At 36.5% G+C, this 18,426-nt stretch carries 16 protein-coding genes; all 16 read left to right on the top strand.

What is annotated here, in order from left to right; translation table 11 throughout:
- Position 1: 1 nt before the first annotated feature.
- The gene (locus AAC069_RS00080) at positions 2-1,246 is read left to right on the top strand and encodes a phage integrase SAM-like domain-containing protein (RefSeq protein WP_339918513.1); all 1,245 of its coding nucleotides are present in this window, start codon (positions 2-4) and stop codon (positions 1,244-1,246) included.
- A gap of 99 nt (positions 1,247-1,345) precedes the next feature.
- Positions 1,346-2,029 carry a hypothetical protein gene (locus AAC069_RS00075; RefSeq protein ID WP_339918512.1) on the top strand — a complete coding sequence of 228 codons (684 nt, stop codon included), beginning with the start codon at positions 1,346-1,348 and terminating at the stop codon, positions 2,027-2,029.
- 99 nt (positions 2,030-2,128) lie between these two features.
- The gene (locus AAC069_RS00070; RefSeq protein ID WP_339918511.1) at positions 2,129-2,395 is read left to right on the top strand and encodes a helix-turn-helix domain-containing protein; all 267 of its coding nucleotides are present in this window, start codon (positions 2,129-2,131) and stop codon (positions 2,393-2,395) included.
- Positions 2,396-2,398: 3 nt separating this feature from the next.
- Positions 2,399-3,646, top strand: coding sequence for a hypothetical protein (locus AAC069_RS00065; protein WP_339918510.1), 1,248 nt, complete (start codon positions 2,399-2,401; stop codon positions 3,644-3,646).
- A 755-nt stretch (positions 3,647-4,401) separates the two neighbouring features.
- The gene (locus tag AAC069_RS00060) at positions 4,402-5,856 is read left to right on the top strand and encodes an N-6 DNA methylase (RefSeq protein WP_339918509.1); all 1,455 of its coding nucleotides are present in this window, start codon (positions 4,402-4,404) and stop codon (positions 5,854-5,856) included.
- A complete protein-coding gene (locus AAC069_RS00055) occupies positions 5,853-7,070 on the top strand; it encodes a restriction endonuclease subunit S (RefSeq protein ID WP_339918508.1) in 1,218 nt (405 codons plus the stop codon). The genes AAC069_RS00060 and AAC069_RS00055 overlap by 4 nt, the downstream gene beginning before the upstream one ends.
- Before the next feature lie 14 nt (positions 7,071-7,084).
- Positions 7,085-7,630, top strand: a complete 546-nt coding sequence (locus tag AAC069_RS00050) for an ATP-dependent Clp protease proteolytic subunit (RefSeq protein WP_339918507.1) — start codon at positions 7,085-7,087, stop codon at positions 7,628-7,630.
- Positions 7,631-7,827: 197 nt separating this feature from the next.
- The gene (locus AAC069_RS00045; RefSeq protein WP_339918506.1) at positions 7,828-10,032 is read left to right on the top strand and encodes a DEAD/DEAH box helicase family protein; all 2,205 of its coding nucleotides are present in this window, start codon (positions 7,828-7,830) and stop codon (positions 10,030-10,032) included.
- 45 nt (positions 10,033-10,077) lie between these two features.
- Positions 10,078-10,374, top strand: a complete 297-nt coding sequence (locus AAC069_RS00040; RefSeq protein WP_339918505.1) for a hypothetical protein — start codon at positions 10,078-10,080, stop codon at positions 10,372-10,374.
- A gap of 121 nt (positions 10,375-10,495) precedes the next feature.
- Positions 10,496-10,951, top strand: a complete 456-nt coding sequence (locus AAC069_RS00035) for a hypothetical protein (protein WP_339918504.1) — start codon at positions 10,496-10,498, stop codon at positions 10,949-10,951.
- Between the two features lie 12 nt (positions 10,952-10,963).
- Positions 10,964-11,668: a tetratricopeptide repeat protein gene (locus AAC069_RS00030; protein WP_339918503.1), complete on the top strand. Its 705-nt coding sequence runs from the start codon at positions 10,964-10,966 to the stop codon at positions 11,666-11,668.
- Between the two features lie 5 nt (positions 11,669-11,673).
- Positions 11,674-12,483, top strand: coding sequence for a tetratricopeptide repeat protein (locus tag AAC069_RS00025; RefSeq protein ID WP_339918502.1), 810 nt, complete (start codon positions 11,674-11,676; stop codon positions 12,481-12,483).
- 199 nt (positions 12,484-12,682) lie between these two features.
- The gene (locus tag AAC069_RS00020) at positions 12,683-13,027 is read left to right on the top strand and encodes a hypothetical protein (RefSeq protein WP_339918501.1); all 345 of its coding nucleotides are present in this window, start codon (positions 12,683-12,685) and stop codon (positions 13,025-13,027) included.
- Positions 13,028-13,088: 61 nt separating this feature from the next.
- Positions 13,089-13,982, top strand: coding sequence for an AAA family ATPase (locus tag AAC069_RS00015; RefSeq protein ID WP_339918500.1), 894 nt, complete (start codon positions 13,089-13,091; stop codon positions 13,980-13,982).
- Positions 13,963-14,964 (top strand): DUF3871 family protein, encoded by a 1,002-nt coding sequence (locus AAC069_RS00010; protein WP_339918499.1) that lies wholly within the window; start codon positions 13,963-13,965, stop codon positions 14,962-14,964. The genes AAC069_RS00015 and AAC069_RS00010 overlap by 20 nt, the downstream gene beginning before the upstream one ends.
- A 1,376-nt stretch (positions 14,965-16,340) precedes the next feature.
- Positions 16,341-18,426 (top strand): hypothetical protein (locus AAC069_RS00005; RefSeq protein ID WP_339918498.1); only part of this gene is annotated, 2,086 nt, incomplete at its 3' end.

Here is an 18,426-nt window from a genome sequence, read left to right as displayed (position 1 = left end):
TATGGCAACAATAAAATACTTACTTCAAAGTAAAAACGAGAACTCAAATATCTACGTGCGCTATTCTATTAATAGGACGTCGGTTTGGAAGCGTAAAACAGGTTTTGTAATTAACCCTAAGAATTGGAGTCATGACAAAGCACAGCCTATTCAAAAAAGCGAAGAGTTAAAGATTTTAAAATCTACGCTGGATAAGCTCTCTGTGTCTATAAACGATGCTTATAACGTTGGAGTAAATTCAGGAATCGAGTTTACAGGTGATTGGCTGCAATTACAAATAGACTTATTTAATAATAAAGTTGCTTTGATTGACCTAGACATTTTAGTAAATTCCATCGACGATTACGTTGATAAAGGAGATAACCTTACGAGAGGGTCATTAAAAAACTTGGATAACCTTAAAAAGTTCATCTTAAAATACGAGTCTGAGGCTTTAAAAGGAAAGCAAGTACTTATTAGAGACATAGATCTAAACTTCATTGATGCTTTTAAAAAGTACCATATAGGCAAGGGTAGGTCTGTAAATTACATTGGGACTTACTTATCGATTCTGAGAGCAGTTGTGAACAAGGCTTCTTTAAATGGTGTTCCAGTACATTCTCAATTTAAGCAGATAAAAGTACTAAAAGAGAACAAAGAACCTGATGAAATCATCATTTTAGACGAGCTAGAGCAACGTAAAATTAAAAACGTAAAACTAGCAAAGGAAGCGCATATAAATGCCCGTAAGTGGCTATTATTAGGTTGCTTAATAGGTCAGAGGGCAGGCGATTTACTGAATATTACTGAAAAAAATCTAAAAGAGATAAAGGGAATGAGAATAATCGAACTGAAGCAGAAGAAAACAGGGAAACTAGTTGCAATTCCCTTGTTGCCACAAGCACTTGAAATAATAGAAAGTGGTTTACCTTATAAGATTTCCTTAGAGCATTTTAACAGATACAGTAAAGAAGTATGTAAAGAAGCAAAAATCAAAACGATGGTAAAAGGTAAGATGCGTATTGATAAGAAAAGAACTTTAACAGCTGGTAACTATGAAAAGTGGCAAGTTATTAGCTCGCATGTCTGTCGAAGAAGCTTCGCAACAAACTTTTATTCAGACATACCAACACCTTTAATAATGAATATCACTGGTCACAGCTCTGAACAAATGTTTTTAAAGTACATAGGGAAAACCACGTACGACAATGCGCACCAGATGCTGGAATATTTTCGTAAATTAGCACCTGAGCGTAGTGAGGAATAAATGGAAGTAATCAGAAATACGGCTAAGCAATAATTACAAAATATGACTAATTTAAAAGAGTATTTCTATAACGTGAATAACTATTCGGATCCTATAATCATGAAGTTCATTTACGATTTTACTGACAAGTTTAATCCTTTTCTGCTTATGGCTTTAAACAAGGAGTTTTTGAATAGTTATTTGTTTGATCTGGATGAGGTGAATGAATGGAGAGTAAATGATGACTTTGAGCCTTTAGAAAACCTAATAGGTAAGGAAGAATTAGATAAGAGTACAAATGTATTATGTAGGATGTATACTTATTCTGATAAAGTCTATGAAATAAAAGAAGTGTTAGAGCACTATAGTAATCTAAGTGATAATGAGCATACGAAGATAGCAGCTAAGATTCAGGATTTTCAATACTGTATGCATAAAATTATTTTGTGGTTGAATTCAGATAGCGCTAGTACGTATAATCAACAACCAGCTTTCGATGTCCTAGAAATAGGTTTTAATCGTAATAACTTAAATAAAAAGACTCATGAACTTTTCACTTACCTAGTTGAAAATTATGAAAAGAAGGGAAATATTAAGTACATTAACATATTTAAGTTTCTAAAAAACAGCGATAAAAGAATGTATGCGTTTAACTTCACAGAGGATTTATATAGAGAGCATATTTTTAGACTTAAAGGTGTACAAATCACAAAATTTTCGACTGCTGCATTTGCATATGGAGATAAAGAATTGCCTATTTTGAATGCTTTTGAAGAGGCTTTTCGGAAAGAGCATTTAAAATGATTCATTATACCTAATTTACACCTAAAATAGATCGTTTACGGCTCTTTTCCCCACCCTTAATGTCTAAATATCATTGTGATTCAATTTAAATGAATTACAATGAACACACAGATTTTCTTAAACGGCATCACACTCCAGGAGTTAGCCGAAGCACTTATCCCTTTATTGCAATCTAAACAAGTTGCAAATACTCAGCCCGAAAACGAATTAATGACACGCGATGAGGTGTGTAAGATGCTCTCTTTCAATAAAACCAGTTTATGGAAACATACCAAAAGCGGTAAGCTCAAGTCTTATGGCATAGGTAATCGTGTCTTGTATAAAAGGAGTGAGGTGGTTTTAGCTGTTAAGCCATTAAACCACTAAAGGATGGGAGCTGAAAAATCTCGACTCAGGGAGGTGCACTTTAATGACAATGAATTAAAAAACAGTTTTAAAAAAACTAGGGTGCAAATCTCCTCAGGTTATATACATAGCATTCCTCAGGGCTTAGGATTAATAGAATGTTACGAAAGTAGAAAAGGTTCGGTAAAGGGTCAATCTAATGACTTTATATTTTATTTCGGCCATTATCTCTCCGTAAGCGCTAGGTTTAAAATAAATGAATATAAAGTGGATTACGATGAGTTTCTGTTGAAAATAGAAACCATGTTTTCTGTTTTGCATCACCTAAACAGGCGTCGTACAGGCGCCTATCACGTCAAATTAATTTTAGAACATATAAATGAAAACGGTAGCTATGTCTTTAATGTGCGGCAGATGTATATAAAGGTTAGAAAGTTTGAATACAACCCTGCTCTTGTTAGTTCAAAAAAAAGAGATTACGTGGTCACGGGAACAAGGACCTTTAAAAAAAAGATTGAGTATTTGAACGCTTTAAACGAAGCACGTAGGACAGTCAATACACATCATAATTTGAAAGAGTTGTTTTGTCTGTTGGAGGAGCGTATCGCTAATGAAGATTATGGGTACCTAAATGAGGCAATTGTGATTGGGCATAAAAACAATAATTTATTGGTTTATGCGATGGTTAGAATGTTCAATCTTCTGTGTACAGGAAGGAAACGTCAGCGACAAAAACAGGTTAAGAGTGAGCCTCTTTATAATAGTAGCATAAAGAGGCTAACTCTTAAGTCGATGTCGTTAAAGTCACAACAGCGAAATGCTTTTATTGTGAAACAAATTGCAATGTACGAACGAGAACTAAAAGAGTTTAACCGTGTGATAAACAACAGAAAAGTAGTTCTTCAAATGTTTTTAATTCTCAATGAGTTAACAGGAATGGGTTCTGAAATAAAAATAGTTCCCAACCTGAAAGTACAACAACGATTAAAGTCAGAGCTGATGAACCTTATCGAAAAAACAAATCGCAAGGGGGTAATTGCAGGAGCAAAGAAATTCGACAGCAGGTATAAAAAGTATCTTGGGAAGAGATTACCCTTCATCACGAATTTAGCAGCTGTGTTCGACACTGATTTTACAAATAGTATTTTCAACCAGGTCTCATTCGAGGAAGCTTATTCTAGAGGGGATACATTCTGGAAGGAATACAATGAATTTCACAACAAGGCAGAATCAAATGGGTCAATGAATTTCGGGATTTTGACGCCCGATTAACAATCAGCTTCACTTCTTCTCAAGAAAGCACAAATGGACAAGCATGTTCGTTTTCTTAAGAAGAAGTGGAGTTTATTTTTTAGGTTGTATAGTGTGAATGCTGAACTAGATGCTAAACTATAGCAATAGCATTTACCACCAAAGTAAAATCATTAAAAGTAGGTATTGCAGGAATCAATAAATCACTTTACTTTTCAAGAAAAAAAATGGGGGAAAAGATTGTTATAGGAATCGCCGTAGTATTCGCTCTTGTGATTTCTTGGTAGGTGGGATTTTTGATTTGGAGTGCTTTCTCAAAAGATGAGCGGGATCCAACAATAGGGAGTTCTATTGTCTATGTCGTTATTGGTCTTATTGCTTTAGGAATGTTAAGTACGATCCTAAAGTTTGTATTCGCATGGGATTCAAATGCTGACCTTTAAAAATAATATCTACTTAGAGATTAAAAAAAATGCGACGTGACAAGTATTACTGTCTCTAGTCAAATTCTGTCAACCTACCCACAAATGCGGTTTCCCGTAAGCTAATCCAGTCTGAGTAGATTAAGTTTGTTAGCAGCGAAATAAAACAACTGAGTGGAATTTCACTTTTGTAGTTATTTTATTATAAATTAGCAAGGAGCAATCAACGTGGTTACAAGTAGCAATCCTGATGATAAATTCATTTAGAACGTTTATCCGTTAATAAAGCTGCATTTTTTGGCTGAGCGTAAGAATAACAAATGTAAATTTGACCGTATAAAAAGAATTAAATAAATGTTTGAACAGACTTTTAAGAATATAGATGATATCCTGCATAAGGATGCGGGTTGTGGGAGTGAGTTGGATTATGTAGAACAAACCTCTTGGGTTTTGTTTCTGAAGTACTTAGACGATCTAGAGAAAGATAAAGCAACAGCAGCTGAACTTACGGGTAAGGCATATACAAATATCATAGCACCTGAATTTCAATGGAGCGTTTGGGCTACACCCAAAGACAAAGACGGCAACATGGACCATCACGCTGCTTTGACGGGCGATGATCTAGCCGACTTTGTAAACGAAAAACTCTTCCCTTACCTCAAGAAGTTTAAAGCTGATGCTTTGACTCCAGATACCATTGAGTACAAAATAGGCGAGATATTCAGCGAACTAAAAAACAGGATGCAAAGCGGCTACAATATACGTGAGGTAATCAACCGCATAGACGAATTGCGTTTCCGTACCCATGCAGACAAACATGAAATGAGTCACCTCTATGAGGACAAGATTAAAAACATGGGTAACGCTGGGCGTAACGGTGGGGAGTATTACACCCCTCGTCCTTTGATTAAAACCATTATTAAGGTCGTGGCTCCACAAATAGGAAATACTATTTATGACGGCGCTGTAGGTAGCGCGGGCTTTTTGTGTGAGGCATTTGACTATCTAATGAACAGCAAAAAACTGACTACTGCCGATGTAACCACGTTACAAAAAAAGACCTTCTATGGTAAAGAGAAAAAGTCATTGGCCTATATCATAGGTACGATGAACATGATCTTACACGGTGTAGAAGCACCTAACATTATACACACCAATACCCTTGCGGAGAACATAACCGACATACAAGAGAAGGACCGTTATGATATAATTCTGGCAAACCCACCCTTTGGAGGTAAAGAGCGTGCCGAGGTACAACAAAACTTCCCTATTAAAACAGGAGAAACGGCTTCCTTGTTCATGCAGCACTTTATTAAGATATTGAGAGCTGGTGGTAAAGCAGGTGTGGTAATCAAAAATACCTTTTTGAGTAACACTGACAACGCTAGTGTCGCTTTGCGAAAGCTATTACTAGAGAGCTGTAATCTTCACACGGTTTTAGATTTACCAGGCGGAACCTTTACGGGCGCGGGAGTAAAAACCGTAGTCTTGTTCTTTGAGAAAGGAGCGCCTACGCAGAAAACCTGGTTCTACCAACTAAATCTAGATAGGAACTTAGGTAAAACAAGCCCACTAAACGAGAAAGATTTAGCTGACTTTGTGGAACTCCAGAAAAACTTTGCCGAAAGCGAAAACTCTTGGAGCGTAGATTTCACCTCTCTAGATCAAACCACATTTGACCTGAGTGCCAAGAACCCCAACAAGAAAGAAGAAGCGGCTTTGCGTAAGCCTGCGGCTATTTTGGAGGAAATAAAAGCTTTGGACGAAGAAAGTGCCGGTATTTTAAACTCAATCTATGAACTGATATGAAGCAAGGATGGGAAGTAAAAAACTTGGTTGATGTATGTATTGTCGAAAGGGGAAGTTCACCAAGACCTATTAAAAAATATCAGACTGATAGTTCTGACGGGGTTAATTGGATTAAAATTGGAGATACCAAAGGAGTAGAAAAATACATTTATACTACAAAAGAGAAAATTACAAAGGAGGGCGCTGAAAAGTCAAGGTATGTAAAAGAAGGAGACTTAATTTTATCAAATTCGATGTCGTTTGGAAGGCCATATATTATGAAAACGGATGGTTATATTCATGACGGTTGGTTTGTATTGCGTTTACATAACTTCATTGATGCTGAATATTTTTTTCATCTTCTATCATCTCCGTGCGTGAATGAACAATTTCATAAGTTAGCGAGTGGTTCAGTTGTACAAAACATTAGCGGTGATTTAGTTAAGAGAGTGGTTCTGCCAATTCCTTCGCTCCATGAGCAACAACTCATCGTAGCCATTTTAGACGAGACCTTTGATGCGATAGCCAAAGCCAAAGCCAATGCAGAACAAAACCTAAACAACGCCAAGGAGCTTTTTGAGAGTTACTTACAAGGGGTGTTTGAGACTAAAGGCGAGGGATGGGAGAATAAAACATTGAAAGAACTAACTACTCTCCTTGGAGATGGATTGCACGGAACGCCAAAATATACAGAAGATGGTGATTATCATTTTATAAATGGCAACAACCTCAAAGATGGTGTTATAGAGTTTAAAACAAGTACGAAAAGAGTTTCTATCGAAGAATATAATAAGTACAAGAAAAACTTAACTGATAGAACTGTTATGGTTTCTATCAATGGGACATTGGGAAATGTTGCTTTTTACAATAATGAAAAAATAATTTTAGGGAAGAGCGCTTGTTATTTCAACATGAAAGATAGTGTTGCTAAAAGTTACATCAAGTATGTTCTATCAAGCCCTTATTTTTTGTTATATGCACACAAAGAATCTACTGGTGCTACAATTAAAAACGTTTCTCTTAAAACTATGAGAGAATTTATTGTGCCACTACCTTCTCTCAATGAACAACAATCCATCGTGCGAAAACTCGATGCGCTTTCATTAGAAACAAAAAGACTAGAAGCTATTTACCAGCAAAAAATAAATGATCTGGAGGAGTTAAAAAAGAGTGTCTTGCAAAAGGCGTTTGCTGGGGAGTTGAGCAGTAAAACATTAGAATTAGAAAGCAAATAAAATTATACAGAAACATGAAAACAATTTATATTAAATTTTTTGCAGCAGTGGATAGTGCTGCCACTAATGCATTAATGAATGTTATAGATCAAAAAGTGCATGAAGGTTATGAAAAGATTGTCCTGCTTATTTCTACACCAGGAGGAAGTGTTTTTCATGGGTTGTCAATTCATAATTATTTAATGGGGATACCTTTAGAAATAGAAACACATAATTTTGGCAGCGTTGATTCCATAGGTGTAGTGATTTTTTCAGCGGGTGCAAAAAGATATAGTGCTCCAGATGCAAGATTTTTATTGCATCCTGTTTCCGCGGGTATAAATGGTAATTTAGAATCTGAAAAAATAGAAGAAATTTTAAAGGGCATGAAGATAGACACAATAAATATTTCATCTACAATTTCAAAAGCTACGTTGAAAACCGTTGAAGAAATAACGGATTCAATAAACAAGCGAACTACTTTAAGCCCTGAGGAAGCAAAGGAATTTGGACTTGTACATGAAATTAAGCAGGATTTGTTCCCTAAGAATGCTGAAGTTTTGTCAATAAATGTAGCCTAATGAACGAAGCAGAAACAAGAGCAGAGCGAATAGACCCAAAGCTAAAAGCTTGCGGTTGGGGAGTTGTTGAGGGATCAAAAATCCTTCGGGAACGCTTAGCTAAAATCACCGATGGTAAAATCCAAGCTGGTGGAGGACGTTCTAAACCCTTGATAGCTGATTACATTTTGGTTTATAAAGGCATCAAGCTAGCTGTTGTGGAGGCGAAGAGTGATGAACTTGGAGTTGGTGAAGGTGTCGCTCAAGCGAAGCTCTATGCCGAGAAATTAAACTTAGAGACGACTTATTCCACTAACGGAAAAGAGATATACAGCATCTGCATGAAAACGGGTGCAGAGGGATTAGTCGATAATTACCTTTCTCCTGATGAATTATGGGAAAAGACATATGCAGTGCAAAACGAATGGCGTGAGAAGTTTGCTGCTATTCCTTTTGAAGAGAAAGGAGGCACTTGGCAACTACGTTACTATCAGGAATTGGCAGTCAAAAATACATTAGAAGCAGTTGCTAATAACGAAGACCGCATTCTGCTAACATTAGCCACGGGTACAGGAAAGACCGCAATCGCTTTTCAGATAGCGTGGAAACTATTTCAGACACGTTGGAACCTGAAACGTGATGGAAGTCGCAGACCACGAATCCTGTTTTTAGCTGACAGGAACATCTTAGCAGATCAGGCGTTCAATTCCTTTTCGGCTTTTCCTGATGACGCTTTGATCAGAATCAAAACAAAAGAGATAAAAAAAAACGGAGGCGTTCCTACTAACGGGAGCATCTTTTTTACCATATTTCAGACTTTTATGTCTGGCAAAGATGAGGATGGAAAACCAGCACCTTACTTTGGGGATTACCCCGCAGACTATTTTGATTTTATAATCATAGATGAATGTCATAGAGGTGGTGCCAATGATGAAGGAAACTGGAGAGGGATTTTGGATTACTTTTCCCCCGCAGTGCAACTGGGCTTAACAGCCACACCAAAACGAAAAGACAACGTAGATACCTATAAATACTTCGGGGAGCCAGTTTATATCTACTCTCTTAAGGAAGGGATTAATGACGGTTTCCTTACGCCTTTTAAGGTGAAGCGCATCAAAACCACGATGGACGATTATATGTTCACTGGCGACGACGAATTACTTGACGGAGAAGTTGAGGAAGGGAAACTCTATAAAGAAGCTGACTTTAACCGAATCATTGAAATTAAGGCAAGGGAAGAAAAGAGAGTGCAGATCTATATGGACGATGCTAATCAGAAAGAAAAAGCGATCATCTTCTGTGCAACCCAAGACCATGCTGCAGCTGTTCGAGAATTAGTCAATCAATACAAGAAATCAACAAACACAAATTACTGTGTGCGTGTCACCGCTAATGACGGCGAGATAGGTGAACAATTTTTGAGAGAGTTCCAAGATAACGAGAAGTTTATTCCTACGATACTTACAACCTCTCAGAAGCTCTCAACTGGTGTAGATGCACGAAACATTAGGAACATAGTTTTGATGCGTCCTGTGAACTCTATGATTGAATTCAAGCAAATTGTAGGTCGAGGTACGCGTATGTTTGACGGAAAAGATTTCTTTACCATTTACGACTTTGTAGATGCCTATCACCACTTTGCCGACCCGGAATGGGACGGAGAAGCAGAACCTTGTGATGTATGCGGAAAAGCGGTTTGTGAGTGTCCGGATATTCCTGGACCAACTCCAAAGCCTTGTAAAATTTGCAATCAGTGGCCTTGCGTTTGCGAAAAGCCACCAAAGGAAGCCTGCGAAAAATGTGGAGAATTACCTTGCTCTTGCGAAAAGAGAAAGACGATAAAAATAAAACTACGTGACGGAAAAGAAAGAGAAATACAGCATATGGTATCTACCTCTTTCTGGAGCGCCGATGGCAAGCCTATTACGGTAGAGGAGTTCCTTAACAACTTATTCGGGGCACTGCCTGATTTTTTCAAAAGCGAAGAAGAATTGCGAGCGATATGGAGCAACCCTATGACTCGCAAAACATTGTTGGAGAAGCTAGACGAAGCAGGTTTTGGAAAAGATGAATTATCTTCTCTTCAGAAACTTATTGACGCTGAAAAAAGCGATTTGTTTGACGTTCTGGAGTACGTATTCAACAGTGAAATTAAACCGATCACCAGAGAAGCCCGAGTAGCTGCTGCACAGGCAACAATCTTCGCCTTGTTGAACGACAAGCAAAAAGAGTTCATAGAGTTTGTTTTGACGAAGTACATTGAGACAGGCGTAGAAGAGCTGGATCAAGAAAAGCTCCCAATCTTACTCACAAACAAATATCAGTCCTTAGAAGACGCAAAAGGGGTGCTGGGTGAAGTCTCAAACATCAGTAAGTTGTTTATAGAGTTCCAGCAGCACTTGTATAGTGGGAAGGTGGCGTAGGTATCTAATAACAACGAATCCAAATAAAAATTTAACTCACATTACATGGAAAAAGCTATTAAAATAGTTCTGATAATATTCACAGTTTTGGTTGGTTTCTTGGTTTTATCTTCTGTACTAGGACTAATCTCAAATTTATTTAATTTTCTCGAGGAAAATTATACTGCAATTCTAGTTGTAGTAGCAATTACATCTGGTTTAATTCTGCTTACTACTGATAAAGTCGAGTCTCCAAGTCTTAAATCGACCGCTGGTATATTCTTTTTTATAGCACTACTAAATTTAGTTGGTGTTTTTGTGGGTAACCTGATAGATAAAGGTATAGGATCATTCTTTAAATGAATCAAAAGTGATCTAATGATTAAAGTTGGTTTACAGACAGAACAAAGAATGAGCTATCTAATTAAATAAAAACTTGGTAAAAAAAAGCATGTAAGTATAACTAATAATTGATTGAAAAATTATGAAGAAAATAATAATTATCCTAAGTATCCTCTTCCTTTTCTCAAGTTGTATGGTTCCTAAATCTGAATATGATGAGTTGGAATCCAAAAATGAAAGGATTATGTCGGAAAAGGAAAGTTTAAAGTCTGAAAAGGAAAGATTAGAATCTATCAATCGACGCCAAAACACGATAATAGACTCGTTATACGATGAAAAGGAAACAATAGAACGGAAAAAACTTGAAACCATACATTCAGAAAACAAAGCGCTTAAACTAATCGAAGATTATTACACCTTCTATAATGCTGATAAAACATATAGACAGCCACAAATTAGGAGGATAGACAACAATAAATTTAGTGTTTCGCTACAAGAATGCACAAATAAAGAGGCGTATAGGAGCGATGATTTTTTTTGGCATTCTAGGGTTCTTACACTTGTAATAAACAATAATGGTTCTTATAAAATAAACTAACAAACAAAATACATGAAAAAAATAATTTTAGTTATTGTCTTGATTTTAAGCATAAACTCTTATTGTCAATCTGCTAAGGCCTATTTCGATATAGGTATGGAAAAAGTAGAATCAGATAACTACCATGAAGCTATCTACAATTTTGACAGAGCAATTGAAATTTATCCTGACATGGGTTCGTCTCTACTTATGAGAGCATTTTCAAAACGTCAGATCAAAGATTATCAAGGTGCAGTTGATGATTACACACGAGCCATTGACCTTAATCCGTCCGATGCTTTTATATATTGTAACAGAGGAGGTAGTAAATTGGAATTAAAAGACTTTCAAGGTGCTATGTTAGATGTAAATAAAGCGATCAAACTTGATCCTAAAAATGCTGAGGCTTATTTTGAAAGAGGAAAGGTGAAAAGTAAATTAGGAGATATACGTGGTTCAATTACTGATTACACTAAAGCTATTATTTTAAACCCGAAACATAGAGATGCCTATACTAAAAGAGGCAGCGCGAAATTGGATTTAAAAGATTTTAATGGAGCAGTCAGTGATTACAGTCAAGCACTTTCAATTGATCCAAACTATGCCTTTGGATATATTTATAGAGGTATTGCAAAAGCTGTGTTAAAACAAAAGCAGAGTGCTTGCTTAGATTTTAGCAAAGCGGGAGAATTAGGGCTTGTAAAAGCTTATGATTTTATTAGGGATAATTGTAATTAAACAACATGAAAACACTAACGACTACAATACTTACACTTTTGTCAATTTGGACTAGTTACAGTCAAACGGCTCAAGATTATACAAAAACTGGATTAGACAAGTATTATTCAGCTGATTATGAAGGTGCTATTAAGGATTTTACAAAAGTAATAGCGCTTGATCCAACGGGAACTGGCGGTTACCTAAACAGAGCAAATTCAAAATTTAATATCCAAAACTATTATGGTGCTGTTTCTGACTACTCTAAAGTAATTGAAATCGATCCAAATTTTGAATTTGCTTTTTATAGCAGAGGAACCTCTAAAGAAGAAGTAGAAGATTTTCAAGGAGCGTTGTTAGACTATAATAAAGCAATCAAAATTGAACCAGATTTTGAGATCGCTTATTTTAAAAGAGGTAGTTTGAAAATTAATATGGAAGATTACCGTGGTGCGATAGAAGATTACACTAAAGTGATTGAACTTCGATCAGGAGATTCAAATGCTTATACTAACAGAGGTTATTCTAAAATCTTGTTAAATGATTTCTATGGTGGAATTGAAGATTGTAATAGCGCAATAGAGTTAGAACCAAATAACATAAATGCTTACCTTAATCGAGGGAATGCAAAATTTGAATTAGGAAACTATAAAGGAGCATTGGAAGATTATAATAAAACGGTAGAACTTGACACGAATGTCGCTCTATATGTTTACAAAAGAGGGCTAACTAAACTTTTATTAAATCAAAATAATAGTGGCTGTTTAGATTTATATAAAGCGAGAGACTTAGGAATGGAAATGGCAATTAATGCGATAGAAAATTTCTGTAAGTAGTGTTGTTAAAGAACAAACTAATATGTAAACTCAAGCCTAACCTTATCGTTAGGCTTTTTTTTGCTCTAAAAAGTTGTCAAAGTTGTCTTTTTGAAAATAATTTTTTTTTTCTAAGAGAGCTAGTTGATCCATACTCCAACCGCCCTACTTCAGTGAAGAGGGAGAGTCCCCTATGAATCAACTATAATAACACAAAACTATGGTACGAATTATTGATTTTAAAAACATTAAACAGAAAACAGGAACAGAATTCAACTTGCTAGTTGTGCAAGGAGGTTTAGAACCTTTGGTAAGTAAAGCAACAGGGCGCATCTATTTCACTATGCGCAAAGCCAATGTCTCTACCACCTTCGATGCAGCTACATGCAAATCTCTTGTAGGCACAGAGTTGCCCGGAACTATTGAAAAAACAGACTGTGATCCCTATGAGTACGCAGTCCCTGAGACTGGAGAAATCCTCACTTTAAAACACAATTGGCGGTATGTGGACAAAGACATCATAAACGCCAATTCACAAGTCATCAAGGAAGAAATGGTCAACTAAGACCTAAGCAAGAGAGCATCGAAAGATGTTCTCTTTTTTATTTACACTAAAAACTAAAAGTATGAAACTACAAAAGGCAGAACGCCAACAAGTAAAATTAAGAGTAGGACTATCAGGTCCTTCAGGTTTTGGCAAGACCTATTCAGCTTTGCTATTAGCTTACGGAATAACAGGAGATTGGAACAAGATAGCCTTAATCGACACTGAGAATAAAAGTGCAAGCCTCTATTCGCACTTAGGAGATTTCAATGTCGTATCATTGGAAGAACCCTTTGCCCCAGAACGCTATTTAAAGGCTATTAAGCTATGCGAGGATTCCGATATAGAATTAATCATTATAGATTCTATAAGCCATGAGTGGCAAGGAAAAGGGGGCTGTTTAGAGATCCATGAGCAATTAGGCGGTCGGTTCCAAGATTGGGCAAAAGTAACCCCTCGACACAATTCTTTCATTGATGCAATCATTCAGTCCAAGTGTCATATTATTACTTCTACACGCAGTAAAGTGGACTACAGTCTTGATAAGGACAGTAACGGAAAGACTAAGGTTATGAAGCTTGGAACAAAGAGCATCACAAGAGAAGGCTTCGAATATGAGCTTACAGTAAACTTTGAGTTTCTTAATGACAAGCATCTTGTACAAGCGTCTAAAGACAGAACCGAATTATTCTCAGGAAAGCCAGAGTTCATTATCAATTCCTCAACAGGTAAAAAACTAATCGAGTGGTGCAGTCAAGGTATTTCTATCGAGAGAATAAAAGAGGAAATTAATGCTTGTGACACGGTTGAAGGTTTAAAACAGATCTATAGTAAATACTCAAATCTAAGCAAGGAGATTTATCCTGTTGTAATGGCAAGAAAAGAAACGCTAGACAATGTCTCAGCACAAGTAATCTACGAAGAAGAAATTATTCAAAACTTAAACCCACAAAACAATGAATTTAGTATTAAATAATCCTGAGGAACAAATTATAGATGAGTCACAAGTCGTTCAACCTGATAGAAAAAACTTTATTGAAGCCAATACGATTCAAGTAGATTTAGAGCATCTGAAGAATGAGTGTGTAATACCAGTTTTCGCTAGGGACAACGAATCGACTATTAGTCACTACGAGTTTATAAATTATACTATTGATGTGATCACTAATGTATTGTCAAATAGTATACAGCTAAAAGAACAGATCAGAGTTTCTCACATGATCAAAGGTAGAATTCCTTCTGCTATTGGGAAACCTGTTAAAGAATTATTAGAGCATGAGAAAACACTCTATTACGAAAGAATGGCGTTTGTGATTGAGATACCAGAAATAAGTGAAGTAATCAATGGAAACAGATTGAACTTGTCGATTGGAGGTGTCCGCTCATACAGCCTTGAAAACCTTTACGGCAAGAAGAATATTGAGCGTTTTAAAGTATTCATAGGCTATCAGAATAAGGTATGTTTGAACCTTTGCATCTCTACCGATGGTTTAGCAGAGAGTATTAGGATCAGTTCCGTTGGTGAATTGAAAACTAAAATCCTTGAATTAATAAATGGTTATGACAGGAAACAACATCTAGAGAACTTAAAAGAGCTGGGGAGGTATAGTATAAATGAAGGGCAGTTTGCCTTTCTGATCGGAAAAATGAAGATGTATCAATACCTTTCTAAAGAAGAGAGAAAAGACTTATTCCAACTTTCCACCACAGACAGCCAAATAACTTCCATTGTGAAGGATTACTATGCGGATGAATTCTTTTGTAGTACAGAGAGAACTATAAATTTGTGGAAGCTATACAATATTTTCACAGAAGCTAACAAGAGCACTTATATTGATAATCATTTAGAGCGTAACGTTTCAGCGTACGAGTTTATCCAATACCTAGCTAAACACATAAAAAGCGGTAAGCCAAATTGGTTTCTCCATAATATAAATATAGCTAATACAGATAACTAATGGATGTGAATGCTTACGGGTTTTTGCTTAAATACAGCAGTCCTTTTAGTATTCTAGTTGTTACAAGAGAAGACCGGATTATGGAGTTAAAGTGTCCTTTTAAAGTTGAGGTGATTAAGAACGTCAAAAATATGATGTTGTCTCAAGTTAAAGAGGTTGCTCAGGTGAAGTTATCCACGAACAATAAGCTTGTTTACATCATAGAGGACAAGCCCTATTTCTATTACTATTTCAGCATCCTAGTATGACATTAAGGAGTTATGCTGTATTTCGATAACCAACTTTTGAGACGGTTTCTCCTCCATCAAAAAACCCCTGAAAAAGCGCTAGCAGATTTTGTAATTAAGAGGAGTCATTTTTATGGCTCTTCCTGATTATATTTTAATTTACATCAGAAGAGGGTGAGCTTCCAGAAAGATTTTTTTAACTTCGACTTTCATAGGAGTTACAAGGGAGCTAATAGGTTCTTTTTAAACATGGTTGCCTAATGGTTGTCTAAAACCTGTGTTAGGTCAAGTAAATCAATAAAAAACAACATCGAAGAAATATGTAAGCAGAGAACCACTTTTTTGCGCAGCAAAAATAGGTATGAATCGCTTATCCCCATGTCTATTGGGATTTGTTAATGAAAAAACCTTCCATTTATGGAAGGTTTTTTCATTTCTAGTATGTGCTAGTATTGGAGTAGTATAGGTTCAATATTTTAAAAGTAATACCGGTTTATGGAACTTTAGAAAGCGTACTGCAATAGTATGGTGTAAATTAAAAAAACGTTCTAAAACAAAGAAATAGTAAGCGCTTGGGCTATTTCTTAGCTATTAGTAGTTCAAGCGTAATACTATTCTTAGGTTAACAATTAATTTGTAATACAAAAGCTAATAAACTAATTATCAATACTTTAACAAGGGTAGGGTTGTTAATATTTTGTTTTTGTAATGGGTTTCTTTAATGACCCTGTTTTTTATCGGCTATAATAGAATTTTGTCTATTTGGAGCTGTTTTTATTCTTTTTTTTTTGATTAATGGGTAACTTTATTTAACAATAAAAAGCAATTCGATTTTTAATAACGACATTTTTTAATAAGTTTTTTTTTTAGTTTAAAACTTTTCTTTTAGAATATTGGCTTTATTAGAAATTGGAAATAATGTTTATTTTTTTTAACGCTGCCCCAAGCTTTTTTTTATCAATTCTCCTACTTTAATTTTAATTATTGAGCTTTTAGAAGTTCAATAGAAGGGTTTTGTTAGTAGCAAAATATCCTTTAACTGACGGTTCACTTCATATTTTTTATGAAGGTGTTTTTTCTTAATAGTTTCTTCCCCGAGTCTATAAACTACCTATATAACATGTTTTATGAAGTAAAAATACTATTATTATGAAAAAGATTACAATTTTATCGAAGCTAAAAGTATGGCAAGAGTATTGTCAAACTTTTTCCTGCCGTTTTAAAGCAGGTTTTTCAGATTTTTTTGAAACGAGTAGATCTACTAAGAGACTCGTTTTCTATGCAACGCTGCTGCTTTTAGGGATTGGTTTTACATCAAATTCCTATGGGCAGGATGTAGGTTCATCTGCTGTTAAAGCTAATTTTGGAATTGATGGGGATGCTTATTCAGGCTTGTTTAAGTTTCAACCTAATCCAGCAGTTAGTCCACTTATTGATGGAGCAAATACTGATGATTGGTTTTTAGGTGCATCCGGCTTAGGGGTAATTGATCAGACCGGCGCTAATCCGAAATCAGACCCAATTCCGAATCCGATGACAAATACGTCTTTTCAGAGAAGACAATCGATATTTGCTCCTACCGAACCATTTCCTTTTCCTGTAGTTCCTCTTGCAGGTTATGATAAAGACGTTCCTTCAACTTGGTCAGGAAAATATCTATGGCTGGATGCGGTTTATGGACGCGATACTTATGTAAAGGGAGGTAAAGCCGAAACATCCTATTTTGCAGGTAGTGGAGATAAAAATTCAGACAATCCATCTACTTGGAATATAGGTACAGCGGGAAGTGTTCCCCAAAAAGATGATATCATTGATGTGTATGCGCATTTAAGGGGGGAAGGAATTAGACTTCCATTTTCAGGCCTCCCTCCGGGAGACGTAGACCCAAGACCTTTTACAACGCTTTGGGCTTATGCAGGAGCTTCTTTAGTGGTTACTAATGGTAACAAGCACGTCGATTTTGAATTCTTCCGTACTGCGTTAGAAACCCCGGCTGACTTGTCAGTTCCTGGAAAAACCGGTCCTGATGGAGGTCGTACCGCATTTACTTTTGATCCACTAGATGGTTCTGTTGCGATTCCGGGAACCATCATTATTTCTGTAGATTACATCAATGGGGGAAATGTTCCTTCTATCAGGGTCAGAGTTTGGATGAGTCAAGCGACTTTTGATGGATATACTACAAAGTCCAATAGCCCTTTTAATGTTGATAAAAGTGTAGCTTTCGAAAAAGGTACCGGTTCAGGGGATTATGGTTATGCTGCCATTAATTCTAAAGGATTGGGTGTAAATATGTGGGGTAGGGTTAATGATGATTTCGCTACATTTGAAAACTCTCGTACACAAGCACCACCATGGAATACATGGGAAGGAACTACGCCAACAGATGTAGATATGTATACACGATATCAGTTTGTTGAAATAGGAATTAATCTAACTGCTTTTGGATTGGATAAACGTGGGGAGCAAAGCCCATGTAGCAATATACTGGGTAGTTTATTGGTTAAAACACGTAGTAGTGGTGGTGGACCAAACGAAGGCGCTTTTGGCAGTGAGCTGAAAGATTTTGCAGGTCCTTTCTTATTTGGGAATACTGGAAAGATACCGGTTGTGTCAGTTCTGCCTAAGTCTGCTTGTGCAGGGACAGCTATTGACTTGACTGTAGGGGCAACTACTGATAGTGGTCCAATTAAATATTACAAGACTTTAATTAATAATGTGTACTCAGAAGAAATAACTGTACCAACAAATTATACACCTACCGGAACTATGACTATTTATGCTCGTAGTGAAAGCTTGTCGAATCCAGGTTGCTATGGTTATGCGGAGTTAGATATAACTGTGAATCCTTTACCAGTAGCACCTACAGGCACAGACGTAACAGCATGTTTTGACAATATAGCAAAAACTGGATCAGCAACAGCGGGATCAGGAGAGACGGTTGTATGGTACGCTGCAGCAACAGGAAGCACTACATCAGTAGCTCCTTCTAGAACTGCAGTTGGAACTACTTCAGCCTATGCCGGAGCTAAGATTACAGCTACAGGTTGTGAAGGACCACGTACACTGGTAACAGTTACAATCAATCCTTTGCCATTAGCCCCTTCAGGTACAGACGTAACAGCATGTTTTGACGGATCGGCAAAAACTGGATCTGCAACAGCAGGATCAGGAGAGACCGTTGTATGGTACGCTGCAGCAACAGGAAGCACTACATCAGTAGCTCCTTCTAGAA

Origin of the sequence: uncultured Flavobacterium sp. (genome assembly GCF_963974175.1) — a bacterium.
Lineage (GTDB): Bacteria > Bacteroidota > Bacteroidia > Flavobacteriales > Flavobacteriaceae > Flavobacterium.
This window is presented reverse-complemented; position numbering and strand designations above follow the sequence as displayed.

What these genes read in the sequence shown, in the direction of transcription:
- AAC069_RS00080 (WP_339918513.1), top strand. Translation starts at nt 2, where the DNA reads ATGGCAACAATAAAATACTTACTTCAAAGTAAAAACGAGAACTCAAAT.
- AAC069_RS00075 (WP_339918512.1), top strand. Translation starts at nt 1,346, where the DNA reads ATGAAGTTCATTTACGATTTTACTGACAAGTTTAATCCTTTTCTGCTT.
- AAC069_RS00070 (WP_339918511.1), top strand. Translation starts at nt 2,129, where the DNA reads ATGAACACACAGATTTTCTTAAACGGCATCACACTCCAGGAGTTAGCC.
- AAC069_RS00065 (WP_339918510.1), top strand. Translation starts at nt 2,399, where the DNA reads ATGGGAGCTGAAAAATCTCGACTCAGGGAGGTGCACTTTAATGACAAT.
- AAC069_RS00060 (WP_339918509.1), top strand. Translation starts at nt 4,402, where the DNA reads ATGTTTGAACAGACTTTTAAGAATATAGATGATATCCTGCATAAGGAT.
- AAC069_RS00055 (WP_339918508.1), top strand. Translation starts at nt 5,853, where the DNA reads ATGAAGCAAGGATGGGAAGTAAAAAACTTGGTTGATGTATGTATTGTC.
- AAC069_RS00050 (WP_339918507.1), top strand. Translation starts at nt 7,085, where the DNA reads ATGAAAACAATTTATATTAAATTTTTTGCAGCAGTGGATAGTGCTGCC.
- AAC069_RS00040 (WP_339918505.1), top strand. Translation starts at nt 10,078, where the DNA reads ATGGAAAAAGCTATTAAAATAGTTCTGATAATATTCACAGTTTTGGTT.
- AAC069_RS00035 (WP_339918504.1), top strand. Translation starts at nt 10,496, where the DNA reads ATGAAGAAAATAATAATTATCCTAAGTATCCTCTTCCTTTTCTCAAGT.
- AAC069_RS00030 (WP_339918503.1), top strand. Translation starts at nt 10,964, where the DNA reads ATGAAAAAAATAATTTTAGTTATTGTCTTGATTTTAAGCATAAACTCT.
- AAC069_RS00025 (WP_339918502.1), top strand. Translation starts at nt 11,674, where the DNA reads ATGAAAACACTAACGACTACAATACTTACACTTTTGTCAATTTGGACT.
- AAC069_RS00020 (WP_339918501.1), top strand. Translation starts at nt 12,683, where the DNA reads ATGGTACGAATTATTGATTTTAAAAACATTAAACAGAAAACAGGAACA.
- AAC069_RS00015 (WP_339918500.1), top strand. Translation starts at nt 13,089, where the DNA reads ATGAAACTACAAAAGGCAGAACGCCAACAAGTAAAATTAAGAGTAGGA.
- AAC069_RS00010 (WP_339918499.1), top strand. Translation starts at nt 13,963, where the DNA reads ATGAATTTAGTATTAAATAATCCTGAGGAACAAATTATAGATGAGTCA.